At 48.5% G+C, this 23,235-nt stretch carries 26 protein-coding genes; 6 read left to right on the top strand and 20 right to left on the bottom strand.

What is annotated here, in order from left to right:
* Window positions 1-19 precede the first annotated feature (19 nt).
* Entirely contained in the window at window positions 20-547 is a 528-nt protein-coding gene (fldA, locus tag EPB59_RS03010) for a flavodoxin FldA (protein WP_055028022.1), read from the top strand.
* A 75-nt stretch (window positions 548-622) separates the two neighbouring features.
* On the opposite strand, the gene EPB59_RS03005 is transcribed toward fldA, so the two are convergent.
* Window positions 623-1,312: an LrgB family protein gene (locus EPB59_RS03005; RefSeq protein ID WP_154171522.1), complete on the bottom strand. Its 690-nt coding sequence runs from the start codon at window positions 1,310-1,312 to the stop codon at window positions 623-625.
* A gap of 5 nt (window positions 1,313-1,317) precedes the next feature.
* Complete coding sequence (locus EPB59_RS03000) at window positions 1,318-1,758, bottom strand: CidA/LrgA family protein (protein ID WP_154171521.1); 441 nt, start codon at window positions 1,756-1,758, stop codon at window positions 1,318-1,320.
* 115 nt (window positions 1,759-1,873) lie between these two features.
* Here EPB59_RS03000 and EPB59_RS02995 point away from each other — a divergent pair, with 115 nt between their 5' ends.
* On the top strand, window positions 1,874-2,752 hold the full coding sequence (locus EPB59_RS02995) for a LysR family transcriptional regulator (RefSeq protein WP_154171520.1): 879 nt from the start codon (window positions 1,874-1,876) through the stop codon (window positions 2,750-2,752).
* 1 nt (window position 2,753) lies between these two features.
* Here the strand turns inward: EPB59_RS02995 and EPB59_RS02990 are convergent, their stop codons facing one another.
* Window positions 2,754-3,254 carry a DUF4442 domain-containing protein gene (locus EPB59_RS02990; RefSeq protein ID WP_154171519.1) on the bottom strand — a complete coding sequence of 167 codons (501 nt, stop codon included), beginning with the start codon at window positions 3,252-3,254 and terminating at the stop codon, window positions 2,754-2,756.
* 364 nt (window positions 3,255-3,618) lie between these two features.
* Here EPB59_RS02990 and fcrX point away from each other — a divergent pair, with 364 nt between their 5' ends.
* A complete protein-coding gene (gene fcrX, locus EPB59_RS02985) occupies window positions 3,619-4,071 on the top strand; it encodes a ferric iron uptake transcriptional regulator FcrX (protein WP_001282826.1) in 453 nt (150 codons plus the stop codon).
* A gap of 73 nt (window positions 4,072-4,144) precedes the next feature.
* On the opposite strand, the gene EPB59_RS02980 is transcribed toward fcrX, so the two are convergent.
* The 3 genes from EPB59_RS02980 to fabB form a co-directional block, all read right to left on the bottom strand.
* Window positions 4,145-5,158: an aspartate-semialdehyde dehydrogenase gene (locus EPB59_RS02980; protein WP_149560221.1), complete on the bottom strand. Its 1,014-nt coding sequence runs from the start codon at window positions 5,156-5,158 to the stop codon at window positions 4,145-4,147.
* Window positions 5,142-6,287 carry a 4-phosphoerythronate dehydrogenase gene (locus EPB59_RS02975; protein ID WP_195707037.1) on the bottom strand — a complete coding sequence of 382 codons (1,146 nt, stop codon included), beginning with the start codon at window positions 6,285-6,287 and terminating at the stop codon, window positions 5,142-5,144. Before EPB59_RS02975 ends, EPB59_RS02980 begins: the two co-directional genes overlap by 17 nt.
* A 203-nt stretch (window positions 6,288-6,490) precedes the next feature.
* Window positions 6,491-7,702: a beta-ketoacyl-ACP synthase I gene (gene fabB, locus EPB59_RS02970; protein ID WP_055050931.1), complete on the bottom strand. Its 1,212-nt coding sequence runs from the start codon at window positions 7,700-7,702 to the stop codon at window positions 6,491-6,493.
* A gap of 126 nt (window positions 7,703-7,828) precedes the next feature.
* Here fabB and mnmC point away from each other — a divergent pair, with 126 nt between their 5' ends.
* Complete coding sequence (gene mnmC / locus EPB59_RS02965) at window positions 7,829-9,844, top strand: bifunctional tRNA (5-methylaminomethyl-2-thiouridine)(34)-methyltransferase MnmD/FAD-dependent 5-carboxymethylaminomethyl-2-thiouridine(34) oxidoreductase MnmC (protein ID WP_195707036.1); 2,016 nt, start codon at window positions 7,829-7,831, stop codon at window positions 9,842-9,844.
* Window positions 9,845-9,922: 78 nt separating this feature from the next.
* Here mnmC and EPB59_RS02960 read toward each other — a convergent pair whose 3' ends face one another.
* From EPB59_RS02960 to EPB59_RS02950, 3 genes are all read right to left on the bottom strand, one after another.
* Entirely contained in the window at window positions 9,923-10,450 is a 528-nt protein-coding gene (locus EPB59_RS02960; RefSeq protein ID WP_055044339.1) for an NADPH-dependent FMN reductase, read from the bottom strand.
* A 196-nt stretch (window positions 10,451-10,646) separates the two neighbouring features.
* Window positions 10,647-10,910: a YfcL family protein gene (locus EPB59_RS02955; RefSeq protein WP_055050929.1), complete on the bottom strand. Its 264-nt coding sequence runs from the start codon at window positions 10,908-10,910 to the stop codon at window positions 10,647-10,649.
* A gap of 38 nt (window positions 10,911-10,948) precedes the next feature.
* On the bottom strand, window positions 10,949-11,479 hold the full coding sequence (locus EPB59_RS02950) for an elongation factor P hydroxylase (RefSeq protein WP_095457267.1): 531 nt from the start codon (window positions 11,477-11,479) through the stop codon (window positions 10,949-10,951).
* A gap of 368 nt (window positions 11,480-11,847) precedes the next feature.
* Here EPB59_RS02950 and EPB59_RS02945 point away from each other — a divergent pair, with 368 nt between their 5' ends.
* Complete coding sequence (locus EPB59_RS02945) at window positions 11,848-12,471, top strand: trimeric intracellular cation channel family protein (protein ID WP_055050927.1); 624 nt, start codon at window positions 11,848-11,850, stop codon at window positions 12,469-12,471.
* A gap of 103 nt (window positions 12,472-12,574) precedes the next feature.
* Here EPB59_RS02945 and aroC read toward each other — a convergent pair whose 3' ends face one another.
* Both aroC and prmB read right to left on the bottom strand, forming a co-directional pair.
* The gene (aroC, locus tag EPB59_RS02940; protein WP_154171516.1) at window positions 12,575-13,660 is read right to left on the bottom strand and encodes a chorismate synthase; all 1,086 of its coding nucleotides are present in this window, start codon (window positions 13,658-13,660) and stop codon (window positions 12,575-12,577) included.
* A gap of 229 nt (window positions 13,661-13,889) precedes the next feature.
* Complete coding sequence (gene prmB, locus EPB59_RS02935) at window positions 13,890-14,822, bottom strand: 50S ribosomal protein L3 N(5)-glutamine methyltransferase (RefSeq protein WP_154171515.1); 933 nt, start codon at window positions 14,820-14,822, stop codon at window positions 13,890-13,892.
* Between the two features lie 66 nt (window positions 14,823-14,888).
* Here prmB and smrB point away from each other — a divergent pair, with 66 nt between their 5' ends.
* Window positions 14,889-15,449 carry an endonuclease SmrB gene (gene smrB / locus EPB59_RS02930; RefSeq protein WP_055050924.1) on the top strand — a complete coding sequence of 187 codons (561 nt, stop codon included), beginning with the start codon at window positions 14,889-14,891 and terminating at the stop codon, window positions 15,447-15,449.
* A 142-nt stretch (window positions 15,450-15,591) separates the two neighbouring features.
* Here the strand turns inward: smrB and flhB are convergent, their stop codons facing one another.
* From flhB to EPB59_RS02885, 9 genes are all read right to left on the bottom strand, one after another.
* Window positions 15,592-16,722, bottom strand: a complete 1,131-nt coding sequence (flhB, locus tag EPB59_RS02925; RefSeq protein ID WP_154171514.1) for a flagellar biosynthesis protein FlhB — start codon at window positions 16,720-16,722, stop codon at window positions 15,592-15,594.
* A 9-nt stretch (window positions 16,723-16,731) separates the two neighbouring features.
* Entirely contained in the window at window positions 16,732-17,514 is a 783-nt protein-coding gene (gene fliR / locus EPB59_RS02920; RefSeq protein ID WP_000456296.1) for a flagellar biosynthetic protein FliR, read from the bottom strand.
* Between the two features lie 8 nt (window positions 17,515-17,522).
* Window positions 17,523-17,792, bottom strand: a complete 270-nt coding sequence (gene fliQ, locus EPB59_RS02915; protein WP_000187050.1) for a flagellar biosynthesis protein FliQ — start codon at window positions 17,790-17,792, stop codon at window positions 17,523-17,525.
* 12 nt (window positions 17,793-17,804) lie between these two features.
* Window positions 17,805-18,704 (bottom strand): flagellar type III secretion system pore protein FliP, encoded by a 900-nt coding sequence (gene fliP / locus EPB59_RS02910; protein WP_154171513.1) that lies wholly within the window; start codon window positions 18,702-18,704, stop codon window positions 17,805-17,807.
* Window positions 18,682-19,071 carry a flagellar biosynthetic protein FliO gene (gene fliO / locus EPB59_RS02905; RefSeq protein WP_154171512.1) on the bottom strand — a complete coding sequence of 130 codons (390 nt, stop codon included), beginning with the start codon at window positions 19,069-19,071 and terminating at the stop codon, window positions 18,682-18,684. The genes fliP and fliO overlap by 23 nt, the downstream gene beginning before the upstream one ends.
* Window positions 19,072-19,074: 3 nt before the next feature.
* On the bottom strand, window positions 19,075-19,485 hold the full coding sequence (gene fliN, locus EPB59_RS02900) for a flagellar motor switch protein FliN (protein WP_055050920.1): 411 nt from the start codon (window positions 19,483-19,485) through the stop codon (window positions 19,075-19,077).
* A gap of 72 nt (window positions 19,486-19,557) precedes the next feature.
* Window positions 19,558-20,607: a flagellar motor switch protein FliM gene (gene fliM, locus EPB59_RS02895; RefSeq protein ID WP_000130776.1), complete on the bottom strand. Its 1,050-nt coding sequence runs from the start codon at window positions 20,605-20,607 to the stop codon at window positions 19,558-19,560.
* Between the two features lie 7 nt (window positions 20,608-20,614).
* Window positions 20,615-21,118 carry a flagellar basal body-associated protein FliL gene (gene fliL / locus EPB59_RS02890; protein ID WP_055050919.1) on the bottom strand — a complete coding sequence of 168 codons (504 nt, stop codon included), beginning with the start codon at window positions 21,116-21,118 and terminating at the stop codon, window positions 20,615-20,617.
* A gap of 34 nt (window positions 21,119-21,152) precedes the next feature.
* Complete coding sequence (locus EPB59_RS02885; protein WP_154171511.1) at window positions 21,153-23,135, bottom strand: flagellar hook-length control protein FliK; 1,983 nt, start codon at window positions 23,133-23,135, stop codon at window positions 21,153-21,155.
* Window positions 23,136-23,235 lie beyond the last annotated feature (100 nt).

Here is a 23,235-nt window from a genome sequence, read left to right as displayed (position 1 = left end):
ATCTAAAGGTAATGACTCTATGGCAAGTGTAGGTATCTTCTTTGGCAGCGACACCGGCAACACCGAAGCAATTGCAAAGATGATTCAAAAACAACTCGGTAAAAAACTCGTTCACGTACAAGATATTGCCAAAAGCAGTAAAGAAGACATCAATAACTTCGACCTGCTGTTGTTGGGCATCCCAACTTGGTATTACGGTGAAGCACAGTGTGACTGGGACGACTTTTTCCCTGAGCTGGAAGCCATTGATTTCTCAACTAAGCTTGTGGCTATTTTTGGTTGTGGTGACCAAGAAGATTACGCAGAGTACTTCTGTGATGCGATGGGCACTGTTCGTGACATCGTTCAAGCCAAAGGCGCAACCATTGTCGGTAACTGGCCAACAGAAGGCTACGAGTTCGAAGCATCTAAAGCTCTGGTTGATGAAAACCACTTTGTCGGTCTGTGTATCGATGAGGATCGCCAGCCAGAACTGACAGAGCAACGCGTAACCAAATGGGTTAACCAAGTTTATGAAGAGATGTGTCTCGCTGAACTTGAAGACTAATTTGCAGAGTCAAAATAAAAAATCCCCTGCCCAGTAGGGGATTTTTTATTAGGGGAGAGTTTCAATCTCTGCCTATCACCAAAACCAGCGCCCAATCCAAGGGGCAATCACCACAGTCACCATGCCCGCCAGCATCATCACAACGCTGGACACCACGCCTTCTGAATTACCGATTTGATAGGCTTTTGCAGTGCCAGCCCCATGAGCTGAAGCCCCCAAGCTAGCCCCTTTCCCCAAGCGAGAGCGAATAGAAAGCACCGTGAGGATCACCTCACCCACCGCCATTCCTATCACGCCAGTCAACACCACAAACAGTGCGGTCAGATCACTTTGTCCACCAATTGATTTGGTGGCCTCAACGGCAAAAGGAGTCGTGATCGAACGCATAGCCAGACTGCGTTGTAACAACTCAGGAAGGTTGAGCCAACGCGCTAGCAAAACCGTGCTTGAGATCGCGACTAACACAGACACCATCACACCAACCGACAGCGATAACCAGTGCTGACGCAATAAGGCTCGGTTATCGTAAACCGGAACCGCAAAAGCCACGGTTGCAGGACCGAGTAACCACAATAGCCAATGGGCATCGGCCATGTAAGCTTGGTAAGGAATATGAAACATCATCACAACGATGACGAGCAGCAATGGCGCGAGTAACAGCGGCATCAGCAACAAACTGCGTTTACGTCGATAAAGAAATTTACTCGCATAGTAAAACAGCAACGTGAGCAGGAAACAGAAAAGGCTAAGTAATGACGTCGACATGAGTTCTACTTCTCCACACTTCGAGCAAACATCATTTGGCGACGTTTGCGTCTGGCTAAAACCAGCTCTACCCGATGCATTTTATCGACAACCCAAGCAGTAGAAGCGATCACCAAAATGGTACTCGCCACGAGCACCACACCTATTTTCATCCCCTCTTGGCGCATTAAGTCTTGGTAATTCACTACCGCCACGACAGCCGGAACAAAAAACAACAACATTTCAGCCAGCAACCAGCTCGCCCCGCGCCGAAACCACTCGACATTTACCACTCTGAGCATGACCAGTAACAACAAAATCAGCATTCCCGTTAAATTGGCGGGTAACGGCAGGTGAAACTGATTGACCAACCAATCGGAGAAAAACCAAATCAGTGAAAGTGCCGCCACTTGAACGACAATCAGTAGGCTATGCTTGAACTGAAAAGTACGCGTAACGTTTTGCATTAAGGTTGCCTAGATAAAATGGGAACTGGGTCACATTGTATTCCGGGTGATTACCAGCATAAAATGACTTAAATTTATTTAATTCATGCCATTTAGGCATACAAAGAGACTTTTGATGGATATCCGCGCCCTACGCTACTTCGTTGAACTGGTTAACCAGCAGAGTTTTACCAAAGCCTCTGAGCGCCTGTTTGTGACTCAGCCAACCATCAGTAAGATGATCCGTAATTTGGAGCAGGAGTTAGAACAGCCCCTTCTACATCGTGAAGGACGACGCTTCTGGCTGACTGAAGCCGGAGAGATTGTCTATCAAAGAGCGCAGCAGATTTTAACCCAAATGCAGCAACTGGAAGCGGAACTCACGGATTTAAACCAACTGCAGCGCGGCCATTTGCGTTTAGGCATCCCGCCCATGGTGGGGCATGTTTACGCACGGTTATTTCGTCAATATCGTCAAACGTACCCTAACGTCGAATTAACGGTGGTGGAGTATGGCGGACGTAAGATAGAACAAGCGATCTTAGACGGTGATATTGATGTGGCGGTGACCATGCTCTCCCCTAATCAGCATCCCGATCTCAATACGGTTGCCCTCGATCACTACCCTATTTTTGCCGTGGTCCCCGATATTCCTCGCTGGCGATCACTCACCACACTCACTTGGACGCAGATCAGCCAAGAGCCTTTCTATCTGTTTACCCATGAATTTACTCTAAGTGACCACATTCATACCTGCTGCCAAGCGGCGGGCTATACACCACAAGTCGCCGCGCGCAGTAGCCAGTGGGATTTTTTGGTGGCATTAGTCAAAAGCGGGGTTGGCGTGTGCTTTCTTCCAGCTCCACTTTGTCAAAGGATTCAAGGGGATGGCGTATTAATCTACCCCATCGCACCGGCTATAGACTGGCGTTTGGGCGTGGTTTGGCATCGCGAACGTTATGTTTCAAAAACCGTAGAAGCTTGGATTGCGTTATGCCGCCGTCAGAGTCTCTAACTCACTCAATACACTCGATAGAACTCTCGCGATATTGCGGTTTTTTGCGTACATACAGTTTACGCTGCACTTCCGAAACCACTTCGCCACGAGCATTTTTGACATGCACAATAAACTCCGGAAAGCATTTATCACCTTCTGCCGTTGAAGCCAGAATCCAATCTAACATCTCTTGAGTGATGCGAAATTCTGCAAATAAATCGGTATCGCCCGGTTTAATAAAGTTAATGCTCGCTTCTTTATCCCACACGTAATAACGCTCACCCAATATGCCCATCAGCATCAAGGCATAAACCGGATCGGTCAGTGAGAAAATACTACCGCCGTATTGAGTCCGGTTGGCGTTTTTATTCCACCAACGCAATTTCAAACGAATGGTCACTTCACGAAAATCGGCACTGATCGCGTCAATATGGATTCCTGCCCCCCAAAAAGGAGGCCAAGAGTTTAGTGCCCACTTCACAATATTCGGTTGATAAAGCTTAGAGAGTGTTTTATTCATACCCTGAGTGCCCTAGACTTCGGTTTGGACAGCCACTGAAATGGATGAACAGTGCTGCCAAGTATTCACATTATCATTGTTAAATAATTGTAACTGGTAAGAGCACTTTGTTCAGTGATTTGCCTCGACTTTGCAGGTTTCCCATTAACCTCTTGAAGTTCGTGGTTTATTGTTCGCGGTGACTCACCTATAATGCAAAGCAACATTGACTTCTGTTATACCCAAACGAATTGAGATGCAGGTAGACGGCAAGTGAGTGATCCCCACTACAGCAACGGTTGAGGTGGGTTTGACAACGCAGCCAATACGATTGCCATTTCATGTAGAACGGATGTATCACTGCAGAACATCAACAGGAAAGTATATGTCAGACAATAACCAAGCGCTAAAGGATGCTGGTCTTAAAGTTACCCTCCCACGGCTTAAGATTTTAGAAGTTTTACAACAGCCAGAGTGCCAACATATTAGTGCTGAAGAGCTGTACAAAAAGTTGATTGATCTCGGCGAAGAGATTGGTCTTGCCACAGTGTACCGTGTTCTCAACCAATTTGATGATGCTGGTATCGTGACTCGTCACCATTTTGAAGGCGGCAAGTCAGTATTTGAGCTTTCAACTCAGCATCACCATGACCACCTAGTCTGTTTAGATTGTGGCGAAGTCATCGAGTTTTCTGACGATGTGATTGAACAACGTCAAAAAGAGATCGCGGCGAAATACAATGTGCAACTGACTAACCACAGCCTCTATTTGTACGGCAAATGTGGCAGTGATGGTAGCTGCAAAGACAATCCTAACGCTCATAAGCCAAAGAAATAATCGCTTAGTAACCAAATAGCAAAAACCCACCAAACGGTGGGTTTTTTATTGCTTATGCTATGGGTCGCGCTACTTAGAAATAGTCGCGCACTAACAGCTCTGCAATTTGTACCGCGTTGGTTGCCGCACCTTTACGCACGTTATCTGCCACTACCCACAGGTTCACACCGCTGTGATGGCTGATGTCATTACGCACACGACCAACCAATACATGGTCTTTGCCACCAGCATCACGTACTTGAGTGGGAAAGTCTGCACCGCGGAACAGCTCAATACCGTCGGTTTGATCCAGCATGTCCATCACTTGCTCTGCATCAATAGGAGCACGCGTCTCCACATGCACCGCTTCAGCATGACCATAGAATACCGGTACACGTACGCACGTTGGGTTGACCATGATCGAAGGATCATTGAAGATTTTCTGGGTTTCCCACACCATCTTCATCTCTTCTTTGGTATAACCGTTGTCCATAAACTGATCGATTTGTGGAATACAGTTAAACGCGATCTGCTGGCTAAAAGTATTCGTTTCCGCTGGATAGCCGTTGAGCAGTTTAGCGGTTTGTCCTGCTAACTCATCAATCCCAGCTTTCCCAGCACCTGAGACCGATTGGTAAGTCGTCACGTTAATACGTTCAATCCCCACCGCATCGTAAATCGGCTTTAGCGCGACAAGCATCTGAATGGTTGAGCAGTTTGGGTTAGCAATAATATTGCGGTTACGAAATTCGGCAATCGCCTCTGGGTTCACTTCAGGTACCACAAGAGGAATGTCGTAGTCGTAACGGAAGTGTGAAGTGTTGTCGATCACCACAACACCCGCTTCTGCGGCAATCGGAGCCCACTTGGCAGAAAGCTCACCACCGGCAGAAAACAGCGCAATATGCACTTGCGACCAGTCAAATTCTTCGACATTTTGCACACGCACGGTTTTACCGTTGAAGCGATAGGTTTTTCCCTCACTGCGCTCACTGGCCAGCAGGAAAAGTTCATCCACAGGAAACTCACGCTCCTGCAGTACTTCCAACATGGTTTCGCCTACAGCGCCGGTTGCGCCAAAAATGGCAACATTAAATTGTTGGCTCATCACATACCTCTACTTGAAAACCGAGTTTAGCCAAAGGAGCCAAATGGCAATCAGCGCCTCCAGCTAGCGTCACCGCGCTGTATTCACGTCTATCCCAATAGTGTTTGCGCATCAAGTCAAACGCTCCGGGTTGGTGAATCTCGCGGCGAAACTGTGCGTCATCTTTACGCACATCATAAATAATTTGAGTTAGCGTACGCAGTGTTTCCTCGTCCCATGCTCGCTCTAGATAAACTTTGGGCACAGGCGCTTTGGGTAACAAGCTTGCTGGGTTTGCACAGTGTGCACTGCCAAGAAACTCGCAGTAGCTATTGAAAATCATGGTGGTACCACGCGCCTTACCTTCAAGGCCATAACCGGCAATATGCGGAGTGGCAAATGCGAGCAGCGGTAGCAATTCCATATCCACTTGCGGTTCAAACTCAAACACGTCTAATACAGCGGTAAAACCATCGCCTTTTTGCAAGCGCGCTTTCAGCGCCGCGTTATCCACCACAGGACCACGCGCCGCATTAATCAAAATCTGATCGCTATGTAATTGCTCAAGAATCGCTGCATCAATCAAATGATGGGTTGGCCACTCACCATCGCGAGTAATCGGTGTATGCAAAGTGATCACATCCGATTCTTTAAGTAAGGTTTCCAGTTCGGTAAATTCTCTCTCATCGCCTTGTGCTTGCTTAGGCGGATCATTGAGTAGCACTTTCATGCCAATCCCAGAAAGACACTTCGCAAGATAGCTGCCGACTTGACCTGCACCGATGATGCCTACCGTTTTATCGAAAACCGAGAAGCCTTGTTGCTGCGCCAGTACCATCAGCACGCTGAACACGTATTCTGCAACACCGACTTTGTTACAGCCAGGAGCAGCCGTGAAGAAGATGCCACGTTCTGCTAACAGAGCTTGGTCAACATGGTCCATACCCGCCGTCGCGGTACCCACAAACTTCAAGCGATTCGCTTTAGCAAGGAGAGCTTCATTGACTTTGGTGACAGAGCGAATCATTAAGGCATCGACATCAATCAGATCATCGGCGGTTAAGTTACGGCCGGGTTTTAAGATCACTTCGCCAAGCTGACTAAACAGCGCTTGTGCGTAAGGCATGTTCTCATCAATCAGAATTTTCATAGTGGGAATTTGCGGCAATCAAAGTTGCAGGCATTGTGCAGAAAAGCACGGAGGCTGTCGAGAATAAAAATACCCGACGACCTAAGCCGCCGGGCAAACATCCAGAACAAAAGGATCCTATCCCGCTCTCCATGGGACAGAGTCTGCGTCTGTTCGATTAGCGATACTAATCTGTTCTGGAAACTATGATGGATTTGGTGCGCTTAACCTTGGTATTTTTTGATAACCAAAGTTGCGTTTGTGCCACCAAAACCAAAGCTGTTAGACATCACTGTAGTCAGCTCTTGCTCACGCATTTCCGTCACGATATCCAGACCATGTGCTGCTTCATCTAACGTTTCAACGTTAATGCTTGGAGCAATAAAGCCGTGGTGGAGCATCAGAGTTGAGTAAATGGCTTCATGTACACCTGCTGCGCCCAGTGCGTGACCAGTCATCGCTTTGGTTGCAGAAATCGCAGGGCTGTTACCTGCAAACACTTCTTGGATTGCGCCAAGCTCTTTCACATCACCGACTGGTGTTGAAGTGCCGTGAGTGTTGATGTAGTCAATTTTATCAACGCCTTGCATCGCCATCTTCATACAACGTACTGCGCCTTCACCCGATGGTGCTACCATGTCGTAGCCATCTGAGGTCGCGCCGTAACCGACGATTTCACCGTAAATTTTTGCGCCGCGAGCCAGTGCGTGTTCCAGTTCTTCAACCACCACCATGCCGCCGCCGCCAGAGATCACGAAACCATCACGATCGGCATCGTAAGTACGTGAGGCTTTTTCTGGTGTTTCGTTGTATTTGGTTGATAGTGCGCCCATCGCATCAAACATCATGGTTTGTGACCAGTACAGCTCTTCACCACCACCGGCAAAAACGATGTCTTGCTTACCCAGTTGGATCAGCTCAACTGCGTTACCAATACAGTGCGCCGAAGTCGCACAAGCTGAGCTGATTGAGTAGTTCACACCGCGAATTTTAAATGGCGTAGCCAAACATGCAGAAACGGTTGAAGACATGGTACGTGGCACCATATAAGGACCCACACGCTTCACGCCTTTTTCACGCTGAGTATCCACCGCGATAACTTGGTTTTCAGAAGACGCACCGCCAGAGCCAGCAACGATACCAGTACGGTCGTTAGACACTTGCTCAGGAGTTAGACCCGCATCAGTAATCGCTTGTTCAAGAGATAGGTATGCATACGCAGCCGCATCACCCATAAAGCGCATTTGCTTACGATCGATATGTTCTTCTGGGTTGATTTTTAAATCACCCCAAACCTGTGAACGCAAGCCATGCTCTTTAAACTGTTCAGAGGCGGTGATGCCTGACTTGCCAGCTTTTAGTGAGGCCAAAACTTCTTCGACGTTGTTACCGATACTCGAAATAATACCCATACCGGTGATGACGACTCGTTTCATGTAACATTCCTATTATGTAAATTTGGCTAGATGATATCGAAGAAGAATAACAGAAGTGGTCAGCTTTCCCATAAATTCGTACAATCTCGACCCATATACAGCCTGATTTCATAGAATTTGTTCATTATGTCATCCATTTCACACGCCCAGCTTGGCTGGAACGACGCAGGAACCCCTGTCTCTGATCAATTTGACGATGTCTATTTCTCTAACGTCAATGGTTTGGCCGAGACACGTTATGTGTTCCTTGAGCAGAATCATCTCCCACAAAGATGGCACAATGATGACCAAAGGCGATTTGTGATTGCGGAAACCGGCTTTGGTACGGGCCTGAATTTTCTGGCAGTGTGGCAAGCGTTTGTGGAGTTTCGTGAAGCCAATCCCGATGCAAAACTCAAAGAGCTGCATTTCATTAGCTTTGAAAAATACCCGCTCAGTAAAAGCGATTTAATTCAGGCACATAAAGCGTGGCCGGAACTGGCAGAATTCGCGCAAAAACTGCATAAACACTATCCATTAGCCATTCCAGAATGCCAGCGGATTGTGTTGGATGATGGGCTCATCACGCTCGATCTCTGGTTTGGAGATATCAAAGACTGCCTACCGAAAGTGGCAACACAGGAGCAAGGCTTAGTGGATGCATGGTTCCTCGATGGCTTTGCTCCTAGCAAAAATCCCGAGATGTGGAATCAAGACCTGTTTGCAGGTATGGCGAAACTGGCGAAAAACGGTTGTACCTGCGCTACCTTTACTTCGGCTGGTTTTGTACGCCGTGGCTTGATTGACGCTGGCTTTGCGATGAAAAAAGTCAAAGGTTTTGGTACCAAACGCGAAATGATTGCCGGCAATCTGAGTGAAAAAGTACCTTACACCAATATTGCGCCAGAATTTCGTTTTGAAGCCACCAACGGCCTGCGAGATGTGGCAATTATTGGTGGTGGAGTCGCTAGTGCCACACTCGCTACAACACTAGCCAAACGCGGCATTTCAGTAACCCTCTATTGCGCCGATGAAAAACCAGCACAAGGCGCATCCGGTAACCGACAAGGTGCGGTCTATCCGCTACTCAGTGGTGATCACAATTCGGTTTCACGAGTGTTTGCTCCAGCATTTCTGTTTGCGCGTCAATTTATTGAACAAGCGGCTGAGCAGGTAACCTTTGACCACGATTGGTGCGGTGTTACCCAATTAATGTGGGATGAAAAGGCAGCCCAAAAGCTCACCAGTATGCTTGAGGGTAATTTCCCAGAACAATTAGTACATGGTTTATCCGCAGAGCACACCAATCAACAAGTCGGAGTGCCTGTTGATCAAGCCAGTGTGCATTATCCGCTCGGTGGCTGGCTCTGCCCAGCAGAACTCACTCAAGGCTTAATCCATCTCTTAGAGCAGCAAGGCAAGCTCACTGCGCATTATAACTCTCCCATTGATGCCCTGACTTGGCAGCCAGAGACTCAGCAGTGGCAGCTACGTAGTGGCGACAAACTCATGTCACATCAGTGCGTAGTGATTGCCAGTGGCCATCAGTTTGACAGCGTAACACAAACCGCCAACTTGCCACTGGGCAAGGTGAAAGGCCAAGTCAGCCATATTCCGACCACCGGCACACTCAGCAAAATCAAGAGCGTACTTTGCTACGATGGCTATATGACCCCGGTTAGCCAACAAAATGGACATCACTGTATTGGGGCAAGTTATGATCGCCAGCACCTTGATGCGACTTTTGATGCGCAAGCACAACGCGAAAATGCGCAAAAGCTGATTCACTGCTTGCCGGAGCAAACTTGGCCATTAGAAGTGGATGTCAGCGGCAATCAGTCACGCCAAGGCGTACGCTGTGTCAGCCGCGATCATCTGCCTTTTGTCGGCAATGTCGGCGAATTTTCGAAAATAATCGAGCAATATCGCGATTTAGCTCATCAGCAAGAAGTCGAGCCAATCGCGCTCTATCCACAACTTTATGCGTTTGCAGGGCTTGGCTCACGCGGTTTAAGTAGCGCGCCGCTGATGGCTGAACTTCTCGCTTCGCAAATGTGTGGCGATCCCATGCCACTAAGCGTGGATCTGCTCGAACAGTTACACCCTTGCCGCATGTGGGTTCGAAAGCTGCGTAAAGGCAAGGCGCTTACACAAAAAGTCTGATAAGGGCTATCAACGCCGATCAAAAAAGCCTCGCTATGCGAGGCTTTCAACATTTAGGACTTAATGGACAATTTTTTCTTAGGCGCTGAGTTTAGCCACGGCCGCTTTCAGCTCTGCAACAATCTCAGGCTTGGTCACAACCCCTTGCTCAAGATCGAAGTTATCGTAGAAGCTAGGTACTGAAACCGATGCTTTCACGTTACCCCCAAAGAAAGGCGCTGAAGCAGTAGCCGCAGCAAGCACTGATTGAGCACCGCCAGGACCTGGAGAGGTAGAAAGGTAAACTGCAGGCTTATCACCAAACATCGCACGATTGATGCGACTTGCCCAATCGAACAGGTTTTTGTACGCCGCAGGGTAGTGGCCATTGTGCTCAGCAAACGAAATCACGAAAGCATCTGCTTGTGCAAGATCGCGTAAAAAGGCTTGTGCACCTTCGGCTTGGCCGATCTCTTTTTCCAGATCTTCGTTAAACATAGGTACAGAATAATCGTTGATATTCAGCACTTGGACTTGTGCTCCATCAATTAGATTTGCAGTAAAAGTAGCAAGCGCTTTATTGATTGAAGTTGAACTGGTGCTGGCACCGAAGGCAATAATTTTCATGGTGGTTTCCCCTGACTAGTGTTAAAGCAAGATTAGTCGGGAAATGGACGAGCAACAATCCTGATTTTTTTACTTAGTTGTTCAGAAAGTTTGAACAACAGACTTTTAGCACTGGAGAGTTGAGCAAAAACGTGGGGAAATCGCGAAAGCCTTACTCTACTCATGGCGACTTTCGCGATAATACCGGATGGTTTGGTTACGCTTGCGTGGCCAGCTGTTGCCAAAGCTCAGCCACAATCGCGCGGTCGGCAGGGCTCAACTCTGAACGCGCAGCCTCTAAACTTTGTTCAATGCGTTGCTTGAGCACATCAAGTTCGGTAATCCCTTCCTCTTCACACTGCGCCGCAGAAAGTGAAATGTGTCCACGTAAATAGCCACCCGCAAACAGCTCATCACTGGACGCGTTAACGACTTGTGCATCAATCAGATCCAGCAGTTTTTCTTCAAATTCAATAATCATCAGCTTCTCGTTAATGGATAAATGGTTTTCACCTAGGGTTATTTAACCGCAAAGTGCTCCGGCAGCAAGGCAGGCGTTTGGTAAAAAGCGCGCAACGCCTCCGACAACATCTTCACTCGCTGCGGTAAACCTTGTTCAAGAATCTTGAGCACTTCACTGTGCACCTTGCTCATAAAAGCCAAACGGTCTGGCTCAAAATCACCGCTCAGGTTGTCACAACTCACCGAGAAGGGAAAGCCTGCGCTCATGGCTAAAATCCACTCATAAGCTTGCGGACGAATTTCCACTTTTTCAAACTCCGCCTGCACTTGCGCGGTACGTCCATCCGGTTCATACCAATAACCAAAATCTTCGAGCAAACGTCGCTGCGGCCCAGCCACACACCAGTGAGCGATTTCATGCAAAGCAGAGGCGTAAAAGCCACGAGCAAAAATGATCCGGTGATAACTCACTTGCTCATCGGCAGGTAAGTAGATCGGCTCATCGCCGCCCAGCTCTAATTGGGTGTTGTAGTCGCGGTAAAAAGTCTGGTTGAAAATGTCAACTAAGTCTTGGTATTGATGGTTCATAGTGCATGGCAAATAGGAGTGACGGCGTGCATTCTGGAGATTTTTTTCCATCGGGTAAAGAACTAAACCTCACACCGAAGATATCTACTCGGAAAACGTTTGGGTTACTCCAACCATTAACTCATTAGTTTTACTAATTTAAATCACATTCACCTTATAAAAAATCATTGTTTATTTCCTAGGATAAACCCTAGAATTTCGCCTTAATTTTTCTATACCAAACTACTTGGAGTTTCAGGTGGACGGCAAATGAACTCATCCCAATGAGCATAGGCAAACTATGTGATTGGGGTGAACGAGCGTAGCCAACACCGCTGCAGCTTCAAGTAGGAAGGGTATATATCCTCTGCTGTTGAATGAGGTGATGCATGCTGCTGAGTGTTTTGTATATCATTGGGATCACGGCGGAAGCCATGACCGGAGCGTTGAGTGCCGGCCGTCGCAAAATGGACTGGTTTGGCGTCATGCTGGTCGCCAGCGCCACCGCGATTGGCGGTGGCACAGTGCGTGATATTTTGCTGGGCCACTACCCACTCGGCTGGGTAAAAAATCCTGAATATCTGGCGATAACTTGTGTCGCGGGCGTGCTGACCACTTGGGTATACAAGTGGGTGATCAAGCTTAAAGGCTTATTTATTCGTCTTGATGCGCTAGGCCTGATTGTGTTTTCAATCATCGGCACGCAAGTGGCAATGCGCATGGGCCTGCATCCCGGTATCTGTTTAGTTTCTGCGGTAGTCACTGGCGTGTTTGGTGGTTTGCTACGCGATTTGATTTGCCGTCAGCCGCCCTTGGTATTGCATGAAGAATTGTATGCGTCGATTGCTCTCATGGCATCTGGTCTATATCTGACCCTACTTGAGTTTGGTGTCAGTGATGTAGTGAGCACCGTGGTAACTCTCGTGGTGGGTTACACTCTGCGTATGGCTGCTGTGCGTTTTAAATGGCGTCTACCCTCTTTCCATTTGGAAGCCGAGAACTCGATTCACTAATAACCATTCCTTATCTATGCGATTTGCAGTTAAGTCGCGGATATGACAACGCCCTCAATTGAGGGCGTTGTTGCATTTAAAGCGATTAACTCTAAAGATAAAACTAGATTTTCGGTGTTGCCGTCATGACACCGTGGTTCTGACCACGATGACGCAGCAGATGATCCATCAGCACAATTGCCAACATGGCTTCTGCGATGGGTACTGCGCGAATGCCGACACAAGGGTCATGGCGACCTTTAGTGATAAGCTCGGTTGGCTCACCGTTCACATCAATCGTCTCGCCCGGCACGGTAATGCTGGAGGTCGGCTTCAGGGCGATATTGGCTACGATATCCTGCCCGCTAGAAATGCCACCTAAAATGCCACCCGCATGGTTAGAACGGAATCCTTGCGGAGTGAGAGGATCACGATGTTGGCTGCCTTTTTGGCGCACCACATCAAAGCCATCACCAATCTCCACCCCTTTCACTGCGTTGATGCTCATCAACGCATGGGCAATATCCGCGTCCAGACGATCAAACACAGGTTCACCCAATCCAACCGGAACGCCTGTAGCAACCACTTGGATTTTCGCGCCGACCGAATCGCCTTCTTTTTTCAGCTCACGGATCAGCTCATCAAAGGCGGCCACTTTATCGACATCAGGGCAGAAGAAATCGTTGTTTTCAATCTCATTCCAGTCCACTTTATCAATCGCGACATCACCCATTTGCGACAAGTAAGCACGCACTTCAATGCCAAATTCTTGCTGCAGATATTTTTTGGCAATCGCTCCCGCCGCGACACGCATGGCAGTTTCACGCGCCGATGAACGGCCACCACCACGATAATCGCGCACACCATATTTTTGATGATAGGTGTAATCCGCATGTCCGGGACGGAACTTATCTTTGATATCTGAATAATCTTTGGAGCGTTGGTCGGTGTTTTCGATCAAAAGCCCAATCGATGTGCCTGTGGTTTTTCCCTCAAACACACCTGAGAGAATTTTGACTTCGTCCGGCTCGCGACGCTGGGTGGTATAACGCGATGTGCCGGGGCGACGACGGTCAAGATCCACTTGTAAATCCGCTTCGCTGATGGTGAGCCCCGGTGGGCAACCATCGACAATACATCCCAGTGCGATACCGTGACTTTCTCCGAATGTGGTGACTCGGAAATGTTGTCCGATACTGTTTCCTGCCATGACTTCCTCAATGCACAGTGAAACTCCAGTTTCACTGATTAACTGTTCTTCGTGGCTTCATAGTGGCGTTAATGCTTTGTGATGTAAAGTCCTAAAAATGACCAGATTTGACCGTTTTCATCGCCTAATGGTGCTATTCACCACCTTCTCCAAGGTCTTTCGGCTGTTTATATGCCATAAAAAACGCCGACTCAAAGGTCGGCGTGGGAATAAGTTCAGCGTGTCATCATTAATCTTTGTACAGCGCGAAATCCGCAGCACAGTCGATAAGCTGCTCACGAGTCAGCAAAAATACACCGTGGCCACCATTTTCAAACTCTAACCACGTAAATGGGATGTGCGGGTACTGTTCCATCATATGCACCATGGAGTTGCCCACTTCACACACCAGAACCCCGTTCTCTTTCAGATAGAGTGGCGCATTGGCCAGAATACGGCGTGCCAGTTTCAGACCATCTCTGCCTGCTGCAAGGCCAAGTTCAGGTTCATGACGGAACTCACTTGGTAGGCTATCCATATCTTCTTGATCCACATAAGGTGGATTGGTCACAATCAGGTCATACTGCTCTTGTGGCAAATCACGGAACAGATCGGAACGGATAGGGAAAACTTGCTGTTCTAGACCATGATCTTGAATGTTTTGCTCGGCAACGTTCAGCGCATCGACTGAAATATCAATCGCATCGACTTCTGCTTCAGGGAAAGCATTGGCACAAGCAATCGCAATACAGCCGCTGCCGGTACACAAATCCATGATGCGCGTTGGTTCTTCAATCAACCAAGGCTCAAAACGGTTTTGGATCAATTCACCGATCGGTGAACGCGGTACCAGAACACGTTGGTCAACAAAGAACTCAAGACCACAGAACCACGCTTTGTTGGTCAGGTACGCCACTGGCGTACGATCGTTAATACGTTTGATCACGCGTTCAACCACACGCAGGCGCTCGCTGCTGGTCAGGCGTGAACTCAGTACATGCGGAGGCACATCAATCGGCAGATAGAGCGTTGGCAGAATGAGTTGTACCGCTTCATCCCAAGCGTTATCCGTGCCTTGACCATAAAACAGGTTAGCAGCGTTAAATCGACTCACAGTCCAACGAATCATGTCTTGCAAGGTATGCAGTTCAGAAACCGCTTCCTCAACGAAAATCTTATCCAAAATTGCCTCCAAAAAGCGCTACAATACCGCGTCATCCATTTACAGTAACAAACACACGTCACCCTAATGAGCAAAAACGATCACCGAATTACCCATAACAAGAACGATAAAGATAATCTTGACGACGATTTCTCACTGTTTCGTGACGAAGTAAAGGGCGTAAAAAAGTTGCGTCAGGATACCATACTCCACGCGCCAAACAGAAATCCCAAGCAAAAAGAAATCCGCCGTACCGAGCGTGAAGCTTCAGACAACGATTTCTATTTCTCCGATGAGTTTATGCCCCATCTGAGTGATGAAGGCCCAACGCGTTACGCACGTAGCGATGTTTCTAAGTACGAAGTGAAAAGGCTACGCCGTGGCGTGTATGTGCCAGATGTGTTTTTGGATATGCATGGCATGACTCAGCAAGAAGCAAAACGCGAATTGGGGGCGATGATCGCCTACTGCCTAAAAGAGAATGTGCATTGTGCTTGCGTGCAGCATGGCATTGGCAAGCACATCTTAAAACAGAATGTTCCACTGTGGCTGGCACAGCACCCCGATGTACTCGCGTTCCACCAAGCCCCACTCGAATTTGGCGGTGATGGCGCGCTCTTGGTGCTGCTGTCTATTCCTGAGAAATAGTGAATTAAAATCGATATACCCAAACTACTTGGAGTTGCAGGTAGGCGGCAAGTGAGTTCATCCCCATGAGCATAGATAACTATGTGATTGGGGTGAACGAGCGTAGCCAACACCGCTGCAGCTTCAAGTAGGCAGGGGATAGTTAGTAACGCATATCCGGTGGGATAGGCATATTCTCTTCGTTGAGTTTCGGCCGCTGACCACCTTTGCGACGGTACTGTTTTAACTGGAAGACGAACGCTAGCACTTGCGCCACCGCCACGAACAAACCATCCGGAATTTGCTGTTCAAGCTCTGTGGTGTGGTACAAGGCTCGCGCCAAAGGCGGTGCAGGAACAATCGCGATATCGTATTCCCGCGCAATTTCACGAATTTTCAATGCCATATGATCCACGCCCTTGGCAATCACCACAGGGGCTTTATCAGTATTTTGCTTATAACGTAGCGCCACCGAGAAGTGTTCCGGGTTGGTGATGATCACATCGGCTTGTGGCAGTGCAGCCATCATCCGCCGCTGCGCCGCTTCACGTTGCAGCATACGAATACGCCCTTTCACCTCTGGTTTACCTTCGGTGTCTTTGTACTCGTCTTTCACTTCCTGTTTGGTCATTTTCAGTTGGTTGGCGTGTTGCCAAATCTGAAATGGAATATCAATTGCCACCACCACCAGTAATGAACAACTGATCAGAAGTACAAAGTTGAGCAGAATGTCGAGCGCATGGAAAATGTTTTGCGGATACACATCCAAGCTGAGTTGAAACAGATCTTTTTGCGAAGCTTCGATGAGATAGAAAGCTACGCCCGCCACCAACATGACTTTTAGAATCGACTTAAGCAATTCAACCCAGCTTTGCATACCGAACATTCGCTTAAACCCACTCAGTGGATTCATTTTGGAGAGTTTGGGCATCGCTGCTTCCGCGGAAAAATTAATTCCCCCTAGCCCTGCCGCACCAATCAAAGCCGCAGCAAACAGAGTAATCAAAATCATCATCAGTGGTAGCAACAAATTAACCAGCGCGCCACCTATGATGTCGAACAGTTTTCCGACATCGAAGATCTCTTCTCGGCTGAGCGAAAAAAGCCGCTGCATAGCCGTGAATAGGCCTTGGGCTAATGCTTCGCCAAACCACATCAAGGAAACTGCGCCTACAACAAGAACGGAAACCGAAGCCAGCTCCTTCGAACGCGCAACTTGGCCTTTTTCCTTGGCCTGCTGCAACCTTCGGGGGGTGGCTTCTTCGGTCCTTTCTTGGCCGTCGGATTCTGCCAAATCAGCCTCCTAACAATTCAAGCGAATGAGACGACAAATCTGCTCTTCCGTCTCTTGCCAGTAGATTTCGTAATGGGTGTACAGGCCGCTGAGTATGTACCAACACAGTAACAGACCCACGAGGAGCGCAAACGAGAAGCCGAGCGAAAAGATGTTGAGCTGCGGCGCAGCACGAGTCATCACCCCAAATGAGAGGTTCACGGTGAGCAGCGCAATAATGCCGGAAAGCGATACCGCAAGTGAGGCTTTAAACATAATGCCAAGCCACAAGGCTAATTCGCGATAATCGACCGTAGTGAGTGAACCGCTGCCAATCGGCAAGCTTTTAAAGCTGAACACCACCAGTTGAATCATTTTTAAATGGCCATCACTGGAGAGAAAAAACAGCGTGGCCAACAGCATAAACATCTGACCCAATAACGGGGTATTTTGTCCATTGGCAGGGTCAACCATGGAAGCAAAACCCAAGCTCGACTGCATACCGAGGATTTGACCAAGCATGACAAAGATTTGCACCAAAAACTGAGTCACCATGCCCATTGCCATGCCAATCACAATTTGTTCAAAGGTGATCATGAATCCTTGCAGTGAGAGCAAGGCAATATCGGAAGGCACCGCAGGAATCGCCGGCATCACCGCAAAGGTCAGGGCCAACCCTAAATAAAGACGCACACGCGCAGGCACAAAGCGCGCACCAGTAACCGTCATCACCATCAACATGGCCGCAATACGCGTGTACGGCCAGAAATAGTTGGCGATGAAATCGAGGACGACACTGGCTGGATACTCCATAAGTGATCCTAGTACAGAACCTGCGGCAAGCGCTCAATCATGCTGTAGAAAAAGTCCATCAGCATTTGCGTCATCCAATGCCCAAAGAACATCAGTGCTAATAAGGTGATGATCAAACGCGGCAAAAAGCTCAACGTCTGTTCGTTAATCGAAGTGGCTGCCTGAAAAATGGCGACCACAAGACCAATCAGCAAGCTGGGGATGATGATGGCACACACCATAATCAGCACCAGCCAGAGTGACTCTTTGAACAGTTCGACAAATATCTCTGGTGTCATGCTGCTTCCCCGCTACAAGGCAAAACTGCCCGCCAAGGTCGACAGAATCAAGTTCCAGCCATCCACCAACACGAACAACATCAATTTAAAAGGTAAGGAAACAATCATTGGCGAGAGCATCATCATACCCATCGCCATCAGCACTGAAGCCACCACCAAGTCGATAATCAAAAACGGCAAAAACAGCATAAAACCAATCTGGAACGCGGTTTTCAGTTCCGAGGTGATAAAAGCAGGAATAAGTACCGCCATGGAGACTTGCTCCGGTGCGGTGACTTGAGCACCCGACATTTCAACGAAGGTTTCCAGGTCTTTGACTCGGGTCTGCTTGAGCATGAAGGCCTTCATTGGCTCTTGTGCTAAATCGAACGCTTGTCGTGCAGAGATCTGTTCATTGAGATAAGGCTGCACCGCTTGTTCATTAATCTGGTTAAACACCGGAGCCATAATAAAAAACGTTAAAAACAGCGCAATACCAATAATCACTTGGTTGGAAGGCGTTTGTTGCAAACCCATGGCTTGCCGCAGAATCGACATCACCACCACGATACGGGTGAATGAAGTCATCAAAATCACCATGGCAGGCAAGAAGCCCAACATGGTCATCAGTGCAAGAATTTGTAGGTTTATCGAGTAATCTTCACTGCCATCCGGATTGGTGGTCATAGTGAACGCAGGAATGCCACTTCCCCCGCTGCTACTGCCCAACGCGATGGTTTTGGCGTTGCCTTGTTCTTTTTCAAGTGCTGTAACAGTGACGGAAGATGCTCCCGCCGCAGTCGATGGAATTCCTGTATTGAGCGGTTCTTCAGCAAATGCGAGCGAAGCAAAACCCAGCATGCCGGAGAGCAGCCAAGTGAGTAATCCCGTAGTCAACCAAGAGGTCAAATTAAATCTTTGAGTCCGTTTCATTTTTTCTCAGTAGCTGCATCAACTGGTTAGAAAAAGGCGTTGCTGGCAGCTCCTCCTGTGTGAGTGGATTATCGAGTCTGGCTAGCAGTTGAATCGACTGAGTGGTAACGCCAATTAAATACTGCTCTTCGCCCACTTGGATGATCATCACCCGCTCTCGGGTACCAACGGGCAGCTGTTTGACAATACTCAATCCTTTCTGCTGACCAAACGCGGGAACACGCATCCGTTTGAGCAACCAAGCCAGTAAAAGGATCAGGGCGATAACGAACAAAAGCGACCCGAAAGTGGTCGCCAAATCCAGTTGGCTGCTGGTTGCAGCCAACACAGGAATAGGGATAAGAATCAAAGCAGCCAATTTACGCATTGGCTATCTCAGTTTCTTGATACGTTCAGTCTGGCTGATTACGTCGGTCAAGCGGATACCGAACTTATCGTTCACCACCACCACTTCACCATGAGCAATCAAAGTACCATTAACCATCACATCCAATGATTCACCGGCAATACGATCCAACTCCACCACCGAACCTTGGTTCAGTTGCAATAGGTTACGGATGCTGATTTTAGAGCGCCCTACTTCCATTGAAATGGTGACTGGAATATCCATAATGGTATCCAGCTTGCGACGTTCATCATCGCTGATCGGTGGCGCAGTATTTTTTAACTCTTCGAGTGGGGCGGCCAGAATTTCATCCACATCAATATCTGGCGCACTAGGGTCTTCACCTAGTGCCGCAGCCCACTCTTCGGCCAATCTTTCATCTTCACTTTTTGCCATCTTCAACTACCTATTGGTTCTGATCTTCATTCGCTGGGTAACAGCGAGGTCATCCTAATCACGTGTAACGGACTACTCGATTTCATCTTCTTCTGCGTTTTCAAACTCAGCCATGATGTCTTTGCCGAGGAATGCGAGATCCGTTTTCACCACATCAGGGCGTTTAATTTTTTCGGAAACTTGTACCGCGAGTTTCTCCCCAGAGCGACCCATTTTAACGCGGTAAGTCGGTAACTCTTCAACAAACATCACCGCGTGTTCTGGCATTTTGATCGGGATAACATCACCGACTTGCAGCTCCATTAAATCACGTAGCGCGATATCCATTTCCAATAGGTTCACTCGGAAATTGACCGGCACATCCATGATCTCCTCACGCAGTGCAGTGCTCCAACGCACGTCGGTTTCCATTTTGTCCGACTGTACACCCGCATCCAGCAGTTCACGGATTGGCTCAACCATGGAATACGGCATGACCATGTGGAAATCACCGCCGCCGCCATCCACTTCAACGTGGAAGGAACTGACGACAATCACTTCGGTTGGGCTGACAATGTTCGCCATACTCGGGTTTACTTCGGAATCGAGGTATTCAAACTCAACCCCCATCACCGGAGACCAGGCTTCTTTGTAGTCAGCAAACACGATTTTGAGCAGCAGTTGAATAACGCGTCGCTCGGTCGGAGTAAATTCACGCCCTTCAATCCGCGCATGGTAACGACCATCGCCGCCAAAGAAGTTCTCAACCAGAATAAACACCAAACGCGCTTCCATGGTCACCAAAGCGGTGCCTTTTAAAGGACGAAAGCGCACCATGTTCAAACTGGTGGGGACATACAAGGTGTTTTGGTATTCACCAAACTTCATCATCTGCACGCCGTTGATCGAGACTTCTGCGGTTTTGCGCAGCATGTTGAAGAGACTGATGCGTAGGTGGCGAGCAAAACGTTCATTGATCAGCTCCAGAGTCGGCATTCGACCCCGGACGATACGATCTTGGGAAGAAAAGTCGAAATTTACCGCGCCAGGGACCGACTTGGGTAATTCCTCTTCTTCCTCATCGACACTATCGACACCGTGGAGCAGTGCATCAATTTCGTCTTGGCTTAATAAATCAGTCACATTTCACCTATTGCATTACAAAATCGGTAAACAGCACTTTTTCAATAATCGGCTTACCTACGGCTTGGTTGAGTGCCGCTTTGATGTCTTCAGTCGCTTTGTCGCGCAATTCAATACGTCCGTTAGGCGTACGTAGCTGTTCAACAGTCGCTGAAGCAAAGGTCGCCAACAAGGTACTTTCCACTAAGGGAGAATGGTAACGGGCTAAATTCTCATTTTCGCTGCCTCGTACCATCAACTGCACTTTGATTTGTACCATGCGATCTTTTGCATCACCCGTTACATTAAACACAAACGGCTGAGCAATATTGACGTAAGAGACAGGGTCGGCCGGTGTCGCAGCTTGTTCTGTTTTCTGCTCAGCTTGCGCTGCGGCCTCTTCATCACTGGATCCCATCATAAAAAATGCTGCACCACCACCGCCAGCCAGTAATACCACGGCGGCGATAATGATGATCAACAATTTCTTTTTCCCTTTGGGGGCATCCGCAACTTGTTCTTCTTCGGCCATAATTGCCTCTGTATGTGGTTAATTTTGTATAAGTTTAAGCGTAATAACTGATTCCATCACGCTTTGTTGCCACATTCAAATCAAGTTTGACGTCGGTATCAAGGTTTTCTTCGCTATTATGCTGTTCGTTGCGTGCAGTTTGACCAAAACCCGACTGCTCTTGTCCTGTATAACGCTGTTGTTGTCCTGCACTTTGCTGTTGAACAGAGGTATCCCCCAATTGAACACCCTGTTGAGCTAGCATTTCACGCAGTCTTGGCATGGTTTGTTCTAACGCATCGCGTGCGTGTTGGTTTGCGACAGTGAAATGCACTGTGGCTCCATCCCCTTGCATGTTCATGCGAATATGCATCCGTCCCATTTCCGGTGGATCAAGCCGAATATCAATGTTTTTCAGGTTTTTGGACATCATCACCTGTACACGTTCAGCAAGCTGATCAGCCGCCATCTCTTTATTGAGATGTAAAGGGGTTGCATTGGCTTGCACGCCTTGCGACTCAGCGCGATGTAACGCCTGATTTTGTCCCACACCCTGCCCCGCAGCCGCAGCAATTTGCTGAGCCAGTCCCTCATGTCCGGAATCATTCGTTGCACGGCGTTCATCACCGCCAGCCAAGGCTCGCCCACTGAGTGCAGCAAGCATAGCAGAACTGGCTGCCAGTTCTGGATTAACGGTTGAAGCAGGGTTGACCATAGGATTCACCGCCACTGCCTGTGGTGCAAGAGCGGCCATATCAACCGGAGTCGTTGCAGTTGGATTTACTGGCACTGCCGAGCTTGCAGCCTGCTGCGCCGCCAAGTGTGCGGGTGTGATTCCTTGTGTAACGGATGACACAGACGGATTAGGGGTAAGTGTTTTGGTTTTACCACCTTCTTCTAGCAGTGCTTTCAATTCTGGAGACACCGCAGCAAGATCATGTTCCGTAGGTGTTTGTGTTGCCCATGGAATCGCCACTTTGCCACTCTCAGCAACCGGAGTTTCAGCCGTCAATACGTCGTTTGTCGTTGGAGTTATGCCATGTACAGGCGCTTGAACCAGTGCTGCAGCACTCGGCACTTTGGCTTTGGTCATCAGTTGATTGTCGACCAAAGCGGCTTCAGATCCCCCTACGGAGGAAGAGGCGACTTGCGCAGCATCGATTGGCATGTCCTCAGCGACGGTGCTTGCCGACTGATTATTCACCACGCTAACGCCGGTGAGCGCGCCACCTAACAACGCTGCAGCCATCAGCTCATCTTGTGTTTTTTCATCTTCACTCGTTTGAGCAACCGCTGCATTCTTTAACTCGTCAGTCGTAGGCTTTGCACCTTGCACGGCAAGCAAATGCGCCTCAGATGATGGGACTTGAGCTGATATTTCGGCAGATAACGGCTCATTTTCTAATCGCTTGGCCGTATGTTTATCTAGCGCTTGACCATGCTGAACAGGCAAAGTTTTGCCGTTTGTTTTTGAAAGCACTTGATTGGATTCTTGTAAGCGTCCAAGTATTTTGTCGCCCTCACTCATGGCTTGTGCGGTTTTGCGTTGTAGCTCATCGCTGACCTGCGCATCATCGATCGCCTCTGATGGTTTAACCCATTTAGCGAGCGAAGCCGGCACTGGCGCATTCGAGTTGCCTTGAGCTTGATGGTTTTGTGTAGGCTTGGCGGAGGTAGCCTCTCCTTTTTCTAATTGAGGCGCTTTTTGATCAGGCTTTACCGCGGCCACATTCGTGCTTTCATCACTGGTTGTGTCCAGATCCGTGGCGCTAAGCAAAGCGTCATCCATCTCTGCTGTTAAAGCGGGCTCACTGTCGGAACTCACTACGGCATCGGCGGTGACTTCAGCGTCTTCAACCTCAGTCGCAGTGGCGGCAGGCTCATCCGATGAGGTTTTGCTACCAAAAATAAGAGCGTGTAACTGCGCAAAAAAGCCACCGGATGTTTCGGTTTCTGCCGCATCCGTACTGACTGCGCCGCTTTTAGCCACAGAGGCGACTTTGCCCGGATCAACCGGAGGGGTGAGATTCACATTCATTTTCGCTACTCGCACAGTGGGATTTGAGCTTAGGAGTAACCAACGGAGGTAACCCCATGTTGTTCAACTCATCGGTAACCATGGGGAATTTATCCCCTTT

Origin of the sequence: Vibrio metoecus, from assembly GCF_009665255.1 — a bacterium.
Classification (GTDB): Bacteria; Pseudomonadota; Gammaproteobacteria; order Enterobacterales; family Vibrionaceae; genus Vibrio; species Vibrio metoecus_B.
This window is presented reverse-complemented; position numbering and strand designations above follow the sequence as displayed.

Excerpts from the sequence above, each read along its gene's own strand:
- fldA (WP_055028022.1), top strand. The coding sequence starts at position 20 with ATGGCAAGTGTAGGTATCTTCTTTGGCAGCGACACCGGCAACACCGAA.
- EPB59_RS03005 (WP_154171522.1), bottom strand. The coding sequence starts at position 1,312 with ATGTCGACGTCATTACTTAGCCTTTTCTGTTTCCTGCTCACGTTGCTG.
- EPB59_RS03000 (WP_154171521.1), bottom strand. The coding sequence starts at position 1,758 with ATGCAAAACGTTACGCGTACTTTTCAGTTCAAGCATAGCCTACTGATT.
- EPB59_RS02995 (WP_154171520.1), top strand. The coding sequence starts at position 1,874 with ATGGATATCCGCGCCCTACGCTACTTCGTTGAACTGGTTAACCAGCAG.
- EPB59_RS02990 (WP_154171519.1), bottom strand. The coding sequence starts at position 3,254 with ATGAATAAAACACTCTCTAAGCTTTATCAACCGAATATTGTGAAGTGG.
- fcrX (WP_001282826.1), top strand. The coding sequence starts at position 3,619 with ATGTCAGACAATAACCAAGCGCTAAAGGATGCTGGTCTTAAAGTTACC.
- EPB59_RS02980 (WP_149560221.1), bottom strand. The coding sequence starts at position 5,158 with ATGAGCCAACAATTTAATGTTGCCATTTTTGGCGCAACCGGCGCTGTA.
- EPB59_RS02975 (WP_195707037.1), bottom strand. The coding sequence starts at position 6,287 with ATGAAAATTCTGATTGATGAGAACATGCCTTACGCACAAGCGCTGTTT.
- fabB (WP_055050931.1), bottom strand. The coding sequence starts at position 7,702 with ATGAAACGAGTCGTCATCACCGGTATGGGTATTATTTCGAGTATCGGT.
- mnmC (WP_195707036.1), top strand. The coding sequence starts at position 7,829 with ATGTCATCCATTTCACACGCCCAGCTTGGCTGGAACGACGCAGGAACC.
- EPB59_RS02960 (WP_055044339.1), bottom strand. The coding sequence starts at position 10,450 with ATGAAAATTATTGCCTTCGGTGCCAGCACCAGTTCAACTTCAATCAAT.
- EPB59_RS02955 (WP_055050929.1), bottom strand. The coding sequence starts at position 10,910 with ATGATTATTGAATTTGAAGAAAAACTGCTGGATCTGATTGATGCACAA.
- EPB59_RS02950 (WP_095457267.1), bottom strand. The coding sequence starts at position 11,479 with ATGAACCATCAATACCAAGACTTAGTTGACATTTTCAACCAGACTTTT.
- EPB59_RS02945 (WP_055050927.1), top strand. The coding sequence starts at position 11,848 with ATGCTGCTGAGTGTTTTGTATATCATTGGGATCACGGCGGAAGCCATG.
- aroC (WP_154171516.1), bottom strand. The coding sequence starts at position 13,660 with ATGGCAGGAAACAGTATCGGACAACATTTCCGAGTCACCACATTCGGA.
- smrB (WP_055050924.1), top strand. The coding sequence starts at position 14,889 with ATGAGCAAAAACGATCACCGAATTACCCATAACAAGAACGATAAAGAT.
- fliR (WP_000456296.1), bottom strand. The coding sequence starts at position 17,514 with ATGGAGTATCCAGCCAGTGTCGTCCTCGATTTCATCGCCAACTATTTC.
- fliQ (WP_000187050.1), bottom strand. The coding sequence starts at position 17,792 with ATGACACCAGAGATATTTGTCGAACTGTTCAAAGAGTCACTCTGGCTG.
- fliP (WP_154171513.1), bottom strand. The coding sequence starts at position 18,704 with ATGAAACGGACTCAAAGATTTAATTTGACCTCTTGGTTGACTACGGGA.
- fliO (WP_154171512.1), bottom strand. The coding sequence starts at position 19,071 with ATGCGTAAATTGGCTGCTTTGATTCTTATCCCTATTCCTGTGTTGGCT.
- fliN (WP_055050920.1), bottom strand. The coding sequence starts at position 19,485 with ATGGCAAAAAGTGAAGATGAAAGATTGGCCGAAGAGTGGGCTGCGGCA.
- fliL (WP_055050919.1), bottom strand. The coding sequence starts at position 21,118 with ATGGCCGAAGAAGAACAAGTTGCGGATGCCCCCAAAGGGAAAAAGAAA.
- EPB59_RS02885 (WP_154171511.1), bottom strand. The coding sequence starts at position 23,135 with ATGAATGTGAATCTCACCCCTCCGGTTGATCCGGGCAAAGTCGCCTCT.